This window comes from Symbiobacterium sp., from assembly GCF_040797425.1.
GTDB lineage: Bacteria > Bacillota > Sulfobacillia > Symbiobacteriales > Symbiobacteriaceae > Symbiobacterium.
This window is the reverse complement of record NZ_JBFNEH010000088.1, coordinates 1-7,514: the sequence shown is the minus strand read 5'-3', so window position 1 is coordinate 7,514 and position 7,514 is coordinate 1. Positions and strand designations below refer to the sequence as shown.

At 68.8% G+C, this 7,514-nt stretch carries 6 protein-coding genes; 2 read left to right on the top strand and 4 right to left on the bottom strand.

Annotated features, from left to right (window positions below; translation table 11 throughout):
* Positions 1–280: 280 nt before the first annotated feature.
* Both AB2385_RS16260 and AB2385_RS16255 read right to left on the bottom strand, forming a co-directional pair.
* On the bottom strand, positions 281–2,077 hold the full coding sequence (locus AB2385_RS16260; protein WP_367656060.1) for an ABC transporter permease: 1,797 nt from the start codon (positions 2,075–2,077) through the stop codon (positions 281–283).
* Complete coding sequence (locus AB2385_RS16255; protein ID WP_367656059.1) at positions 2,061–2,771, bottom strand: ABC transporter ATP-binding protein; 711 nt, start codon at positions 2,769–2,771, stop codon at positions 2,061–2,063. The genes AB2385_RS16260 and AB2385_RS16255 overlap by 17 nt, the downstream gene beginning before the upstream one ends.
* 100 nt (positions 2,772–2,871) lie before the next feature.
* On the opposite strand from AB2385_RS16255, the gene AB2385_RS16250 reads away from it, so the two are divergent.
* Positions 2,872–3,561, top strand: coding sequence for a response regulator transcription factor (locus tag AB2385_RS16250; RefSeq protein ID WP_367656058.1), 690 nt, complete (start codon positions 2,872–2,874; stop codon positions 3,559–3,561).
* A complete protein-coding gene (locus AB2385_RS16245; RefSeq protein WP_367656057.1) occupies positions 3,558–4,943 on the top strand; it encodes a sensor histidine kinase in 1,386 nt (461 codons plus the stop codon). Before AB2385_RS16250 ends, AB2385_RS16245 begins: the two co-directional genes overlap by 4 nt.
* 103 nt (positions 4,944–5,046) lie before the next feature.
* On the opposite strand, the gene AB2385_RS16240 is transcribed toward AB2385_RS16245, so the two are convergent.
* Together AB2385_RS16240 and AB2385_RS16235 are read right to left on the bottom strand one after the other, a co-directional pair.
* The gene (locus tag AB2385_RS16240) at positions 5,047–5,463 is read right to left on the bottom strand and encodes a two-component system response regulator (RefSeq protein WP_367656056.1); all 417 of its coding nucleotides are present in this window, start codon (positions 5,461–5,463) and stop codon (positions 5,047–5,049) included.
* 12 nt (positions 5,464–5,475) lie between these two features.
* Positions 5,476–7,458, bottom strand: a complete 1,983-nt coding sequence (locus AB2385_RS16235) for an ATP-binding protein (RefSeq protein WP_367656055.1) — start codon at positions 7,456–7,458, stop codon at positions 5,476–5,478.
* Positions 7,459–7,514: the final 56 nt, after the last annotated feature.

Sequence of the window (7,514 nt, the reverse complement as noted above, 5' to 3'; positions counted from 1 at the left end):
ATTTTTCGGCGGCGGCTGTGCTGGCGTCGTCCCCACGCGCGTGGGGGTGAACCGAGCGTCTCCGGGCTAGTAGTGGCCCTCAGCGTGTCGTCCCCACGCGCTTCGGAGTGAACCGCGTCAGCGCCAAGTATGGTAGTATCTCATCAGGTCGTCCCCACGGGTGTGGGGGTGAACCCGATGTCCGGTGCTTATTGGAGCCGGAGGGTGTGTCAGTCCCCACGCACGTGGGGGAATCCTCGAACGCGGCGGCCCGGTGGTCCGGGCCGCCGTTTCTGTTCCACTATCCCACCGCCTCCCGCAGCAAATCCTCCAAACTCACCCCTTTCATCGCCTCCACCCGCCACCCCGGGCTAAGCCGGTCCAGCACCAGCGCCTGGGCGGCCCCGAGCCGGTAGACCCGGTCACGAGCGATGCCTGCCTCCACCGGCTCTGTCAGCTCGTCCATCAACGCCTCGACCCCGCCCGGCTCCACGTGCGCCTGCACGTACCGGGCTAGCCCCTCCAGCCACTCGTACAGCCGCTCCAACTCCAGCAGCGGGTCGGCGACGACCGGGCCCAGACGGGTCTGCCAGTACCCGGCCCGCTCGGCGCGCACCGCCAGGAACCGGGCGGCGGCGTCTCGCGCCGCCCCGTCGTCGGGGGCCTGGAGGGCCTCGAGCAAGTACGCCGCCTCCAGGTTCTGCAGGCGGTTGTTCTCCGCGTCCTGGTAGACCTCGCCCCACAGCCGCTCCTGTGCGTAGGCCCCGTCCCAGTCCGCGGTCCACTGTTCCAGCGCCGGAATCTGGTGGACGTGGAACAGCTCGTGCACCACGGCACCCACGTAGGCCTCGTCCGTGAGCGACTGCCCCGCGCCCGCCCGCAGCATCCCCTTCAGCAGTTCGGCCTCGCCGCCGTCGGCCAGCGTGAGGCCCGCCTCCAGCCTGCCCACCGCGCCCTCCAGCTGCGCGCGACCGGCCACCAGTGCCACGGCCCGGCCGCTCACCTTCACCACGCCGTTGGCCACTACCGGCACCTCCGGACGGTCCAGTCGGACTACCCGGAGCGTGCCGGCCCCCACCGGCCGGCCGGGCGGGGCTTCGAGCTCGGAGGGGAAGTTGACCAGGTAGTTCACCCGGCCCTTGGTCAGCAGAACCGGCGTCTCCTGCGGCGCCCAGCCGGGGAAGAGGTCTGCCACCTGCTCGCCCAGGCGGAGGGCCGCCTGCAGCAGGGCGGTGTCCTCGTCCGTCCAGTCGGCGGGATCTGGCGCCGCCAGGAGGGCGGCGGTGAGCACGAGCCCGGCGCCCAGGAAGAGCAGCGCCGCCCGGCGCGACACCTCCCGCCACCCGAAGGAGGCCGCCGTCAGGCCTGCGGTCGCCCACAGGTAGAGGAGGCCGGCGAGGACCGGCCGGGGGTCCCCCACTCCTCCGTGGGCGAAGCGCTGCAGCACCGAGGCCGCCACTTCCCCCGTGGGCGGCACCAGCCAGAGCCCCGCCCGGGCCACGGGCGTCCACCAGGCGTCGGTCAGGGCAACCAGCGCCGCCAGCTCCGGCCCGAAGGCGCCGAGGCCGTAGGCCAGCAGACCGACCAGGCCTGCCGCCGGACCGGGCAGCCAGACCGAGACCAGCGTCGTGACGGCGGAAACCAGAGCCACGTTCAGGAAGATCCCCGGTAGAGTGAGCAGCAGGTCGGGCACCTGCGCCGCGCCGCCCCGCAGGGTGAGGGCCGGGAAGAGCGGTACCACCAGTGCCAGGAGGAACAGCCACGCGCTGAGAATATTGCCTGCAAAGAACCCGGCGCCGATCCGCCACCGGGCAAGCGGGCGCACCAATAAGAGCTCCATGGTTCCCCGATCGCACTCCCGGGGGATGGTGTTCATGCTCAGCACCACCGCCACCAGCGCTCCGAGAAAGCCCGCCAGAGCAAAGCCCACCCGCATGGCGCCGGCGGCATCGGCCAGCAGGTCGTTGCCGGCGGCGTCCCGCACCGTGCCGCCGGAGGTCACCAGCAGCAGGAACATGAGGAGGAGCCCGACGCCGGTGAGGACGTAGAGCGACCGGTTCCGCAGTCCCTCCCGCACCACGTTAAGCACCAAGGCCATCGGCCGTACCCCCTCCCATCCACTCCAGGAACCGTGCCTCCAGGTCGCCCACCGGGGGCTCCAAGGCGACCACCTTCCCCGCCTTCATGAAAGCCACCCGGTCGGCCACCTGTGCGACATCGCTTACGATGTGCGTGTTGAGGAAGATCGTCTTGCCCGACTGCTTGAGCCGGCGGATCAGGGCCCGCATCGCCACCCGCCCGGCCGGGTCCAGGCCCGAGCTCGGCTCGTCCAGGAAGAGCACCCCCGGGTCCCCCACCAGGGCCGTGGCCACCGCCAGTCGCTGGACCATCCCCTTGCTGAAGCCGCCCACCTGCTGCCGGGCCGCGTCAGAAAGGCCCACCAGCGCCAGGATGCCGTCCAGGTCCGTCTGGCCCGGACGGAGGCCGCTCAGCTTCCGGTAAAAGTCCAAGGTCTCCCGGGCGGTGAGGAAAGGGTAGAAGTGGGGCGACTCCGGCGAATAGCCCACCCGGCCCCGCACTGACGGGTGCCCCGCCGGCAGTCCGAAGAGCAGCGCCCGTCCCGCCGTGGGCGGGATCAGCCCCAGGAGGAGGCGGATCGTGGTGCTCTTGCCGGCGCCGTTGTGGCCGAGCAGCCCCAGGCACTCGCCCCTGCAGACGGTGAGGTCGATCCCCCGCACGGCCTCCACCCGCCCGAAGCGGCGGCGAAGCCCCTGTGCGACGATGACTTCCATGCTGACCACCTCCGCCTTCTACGTTGCCAGGACCGGGGCAAATCCCGGGCGGGCGCAGATCAACGGAAGATAAACAGTACGAAAAAGGGAGGGGTGTCCCGTGCGCCAGCCGCAGATCCTTGTGGCCGACGACGAACCGGAGCTGATCGAGATCCTCACCGACTACTTCGAGGCCGAGGGCTTCGGCGTGGTCGGCGTGGAGACCGGGGAGGAGGCGGTGGCCCGGGTCCAGGGCGGCGCCTTCGACTGCGTGGTGCTGGACGTGATGCTGCCTGGCATGAGCGGATTCGAGGTCTGCCGGAAGATCCGGGCGGTGAGCGACGTGCCGATCCTCTTCCTGAGCGCCAGGGGAGAGGACGCCGACAAGATCCGCGGCCTCGGCCTGGGCGGCGACGACTACGTGACCAAGCCCTTCAGCCCGCCGGAGGTGGTGGCCCGGGTGAAGGCGCTGCTCCGCCGGTACCGGCGCAGGCCCGGGGCGGAGTCTGGCATCCTGGACTTCGGCTCCTTACGCATCGACCCCCGGGGCTACCGGGTCTGGCGGGACGGCCGGGAGGTGCCCATGACGGCGAAGGAACTGGAGCTGCTCCTCTTCCTGGCCCGCCACCCCGGGCAGGTCTTCAGCCGGGAACAGCTCTACGACCGGGTGTGGGGCGACTTCGGCGACCCCCGCACGGTGACGGTGCACATCAACCGCATCCGGGAGAAAGTTGAACCCGACCCCGCCGCACCCCGGTTCATCCAGACGGTGCGGGGGATCGGGTACCGGTTCGAGGGGGAGCCGCGATGAGGCGCACGTACAGCCTGCGGGCCCTGGCGCTCCTGGCCGGCCTGGCGCTGCTCCTCCTGCCGCTGCTGGCCCTGGGCGGGGGGCTGGTGGGCACCCTGGTCGCCAGGGTGTCGGCCAGCGAACCGGCGGCCGAGGAGGTGGCCGCGGCCGAGCAGGCTGTCGTCCGCCTGGTGACGGACCGGTGGGATGAGCTGGACGGCCCCGGGTTCGCCGCTGAGCTGGAGCGGCTGCACCAGCGTTGGGCCTTCGCCCTGGAGGTGCGCAGCCTGGACGACCGGGTGCGCTACGCCAGCCCGTCGGTGGTGGACGGGGAACTGATGCTCACCGGGTTCACGGTGCAGCCCGGCCAGCGGGTCTCGATCCTGCGGCGGGACGGCGAGCCCCTGGGCGTTCTGCGGCTCTGGATCTGGCCGGCGGCGACGCTCTCCGGCGTCTCCGCCGCCACGAAGGTGGGGTTGGGGGCGGGCCTGGTCACCCTGCTGGTGCTCCTGGTGCTGGTGCTCCTCTGGACCGACCGGGCGATGCTGCGGCCCCTGAAGGAGCTGGAGGCCGCCACCGCCGCCGTGGCGGCGGGGGACCTGGATTTTCGCCTACCCCGGTCGCAGGTGCGGGAGCTGGACGCGCTGGGGCAGGCGTTTGCCGCCATGCAGGAGCGCCTCAAGGCCGCCCTGGAGCGGCAGGCGGCGCTGCAGGAGGAGCGGCGGCAGCTCATCGCCGCCATCGGCCACGACCTGCGCACGCCGCTTTCCTCGGTGCGCGCCTTCGCCGAGGGGCTCAGGGACGGCCTGGCCCGGGAGCCGGAGAAGGCGGCGCACTACGCCGAGGTGATCCTCCGGAAGACGGCCGAGGTGGAGCGGCTGGTGGAGGACCTCTTCCAGTTCGCCCGGCTGGAGCTGCCCGAGACCCGGGTAGACCGGCAGGAGGTGGACCTGGCCGACTTCCTCCGGGCGGCTCTGGGCGCCTTCGCCGTGCAGGCGGCCGAGAAGGGGGTGGCGCTCCGGGCGGACGGGCCGGCGCTTACGGCACGGCTCGATCCCGCCCTGATGGAACGGGCCATCGGCAACTTGCTCGCCAACGCCCTGCGCCACACCCCGCCCGGCGGCGAGGTCCGGCTGTCGTGGCGCCGGGCGGGAGACTGGCTTGAGATCGCCGTGGCCGATACGGGCGAGGGCATTCCGCCTGAACAGCTGCCGCACCTCTTCACCCCGATGCACCGGACGGACGGCTCCCGCTCCCGCCGGAGCGGCGGCGCCGGGCTGGGGCTCGCCATCGTGGCCCGCATCGCCGCACTGCACGGCGGGCGCGTCGCCTGCGAGAGCCGGGTGGGGGAGGGGAGTACGTTCACGCTGTTGCTACCCGTTGCCTCGCCCGACCAGGAGTAATGCGGACGCTGCCGGCCCCACCCCGGTGCCACGCCCCTGATTCCGTCGCTCCAACCGCTGCCTGTGGCAGCGGGAAAGGCCATGGGCTGGTGCGCCCCACCGGCTAAGGCTCGAGATCGGGGTCGTCGGTCGCCGGGGCGCGGCTGATGGCCAGAAGGTTCTTCACCACCAGGACCAGCTCTGTGGTATCGATGGGTTTGCTGAGGACCACGTTGATCCCCGAGCGGTAAGCGCGCAGGCGGTTCTGGCGGTCGGTGTAGGCGCTGGCCACCACGATCGGCACATGCGCCGTGGCCGGATTCCGCCTTATGGCTTCCGCCACCACGAATCCGGTCTGCTCGGGCAGGCGTAGGTCCAGGATCACCAGGTCGAACCGGCGCTGTGCCAGCATCGCCGCGGCGGCCTTGCCGCTCTCCACGCTGACGGCCCTGTAGCCGTGGGCGGTGAGCAGGTCCATGATGAGCATGGCGCTGTTCTTGTCGTCCTCGACGACCAGGATCGTTGCCGTAGTTCCGTCCATTTGCAATCGCCCCTAGCCTTTTGAGCTCGGATCAACGGCACGAAATGGCAAGTGGACCGTCACCGTCGTGCCCTGCCCCACCCGGCTCTGGAGTTCAACACGGCCGCCATGGGCCTCGACCAGTCTCTTGGCGAGGGGCAGTCCCAGGCCGACGCCGCCCCGTCCTGTTGTGGCGACGTTCTCTGCCTGGTAGAACTCGTCGAACACGTGATACAGGTCTGCCTCAGCAATGCCGACGCCGGTGTCCATGACCATGATGCTGATCCCCTCCGGCCCTGAGGAGGTCCTGACGGTGATGGTCCCGCCGGTCGGCGTGAACTTCACACTGTTGGAGAGTAGATTGTACAAGACCTGTTTGATGCGGATGGGATCTGCGGTGATGACCAACTGCCTATGGGCAAGCTCCAACGATAGCTGAAGGCCCTTCTGCTCGCACTGCTGCCGGATGATGGCGGCCACGGCGAGAATCACGTCGTGAACATCTATCTCCTGAAGGTCCAGGTGAAGCTGACCCTGTGCGAGTACCGATATATCCAGCAAGTCGTTGATCAGCCGCAGTAGATCGCTGGCGCTCTCGTGGATAATCTGCACCCGGACCCGTTGTTGTTCGCTGAGCTCGCCGTAAAGGCCGTTCAGGAGTGCGACCGAGAAACCGACGATCGCGTTGAGTGGAGTGCGCAGGTCGTGGCTAACGTTGGCCAGGAGCTTGTCCTTCAACTTGTTTGACTCCATCAAGTCGAGCATCGCCACCCGCAGTTCGAGGGTTTTTTCCTCGACCTGGGCCTCCAGGGTCTCGTTCAAGTGCTTGAGGCGGTTCGCCAGTTGCCGCAGGCTGTTGCGGTCGCGCTCGATGCGCTTGACGTAACCGAGGATCTCCTGGTTCTTCTGGTACAGTGCAATGGTCGCCCGCAAGAAGTAATTCTGCAGGGCGACCATTTCGCGGGTTCGCGGTGCCGGCAGCCCTTTCAGCATTTCGATGTGCTCTGGCTTAACCTTCTCTGCTTCGGAAAGCTGACGGACAATGTCGGCCAGCTGCACGATCGGGCGTGAGAGTCGGCGGGAAACTCGCAAACTCGCCATGACGGTTGCGGCCAGCGACAGGATGGCCGAGGCCAGGGTATACGCGGCGGCGTCGCGTTTCAGGGTCGCGAGACCTTGGGAGGGATGGCCCGTGCTGAGCCCTCCGATCACTTCGCCCTGGCTGTTCCGAATGGGGTCGGAGACCACCAGGTACACCACACCGTCGGAGAGTGTGACCCGACCGATGTACCGTTCGCCGCGCGTCACCGTGGCAACCAGCCTCTCATCCTGTCGCTGACCGATGCCGTTGGAGAGAGGCCCACCGGCGACTCGCAGGTTGCCTGCGATGCGAACCCCCGCCACGGCGATGGTGGAGAAGGAGTCAGGGATCAAGCTCTGGACCTGATCGGCGATGGTGGTGTCATTGTTGAGCAGGCGAGCCACTACCACAGCGCCCCGAACGGCGTCACTGGGGCGGTAGGGCACGGCCAGCACCTGAAACAGGGCGCCGTAGGCGGCACCGGGCTCTGCGTTCGCGACCAGGGCACGATGCGCCAGCCACGGGCTGTAGGCCGCCAGCTCGCTCAGATCCAGCGCTTCAAACGTTCGGATAGTCTGACCGACTTCGGCGCACCGCACTGCAAGGGCTCGAAAAGGCCTCGGGACAGAACCTCCGATCAGGTTCGTCTGGAGGATCTGTCCCGTTTCGTCCGTCACAAACCAGATGTCGGCGAACACCTGTCGATCCAGGGCCCGGGACACGGCGGTCAGGTCGTCCGCTCCGGCCATCAGTGCATCCAACGCGACCTCGCCGGTCGCGAAAGAACCATCGACCGTCAGCCAGGCGATGGTTTGCGTGCGTTCCAAGAGCGACGCCATGTTGCGGTCCAGCCTGGTGAAGGCGATGCCAATTACGAAGGCGATGAAAAAGCCGAAAAACAGAAGGGTCAGCAGGACGTGCGTGCGCAGCCACACGTGTTGTTGCCCGGATTATTTGTCAACATGTGCTGAGCATCGTGCGCTTGTGTAGG

Excerpts from the sequence above, each read along its gene's own strand:
- AB2385_RS16260 (WP_367656060.1), bottom strand. The coding sequence starts at position 2,077 with ATGGCCTTGGTGCTTAACGTGGTGCGGGAGGGACTGCGGAACCGGTCG.
- AB2385_RS16255 (WP_367656059.1), bottom strand. The coding sequence starts at position 2,771 with ATGGAAGTCATCGTCGCACAGGGGCTTCGCCGCCGCTTCGGGCGGGTG.
- AB2385_RS16245 (WP_367656057.1), top strand. The coding sequence starts at position 3,558 with ATGAGGCGCACGTACAGCCTGCGGGCCCTGGCGCTCCTGGCCGGCCTG.
- AB2385_RS16240 (WP_367656056.1), bottom strand. The coding sequence starts at position 5,463 with ATGGACGGAACTACGGCAACGATCCTGGTCGTCGAGGACGACAAGAAC.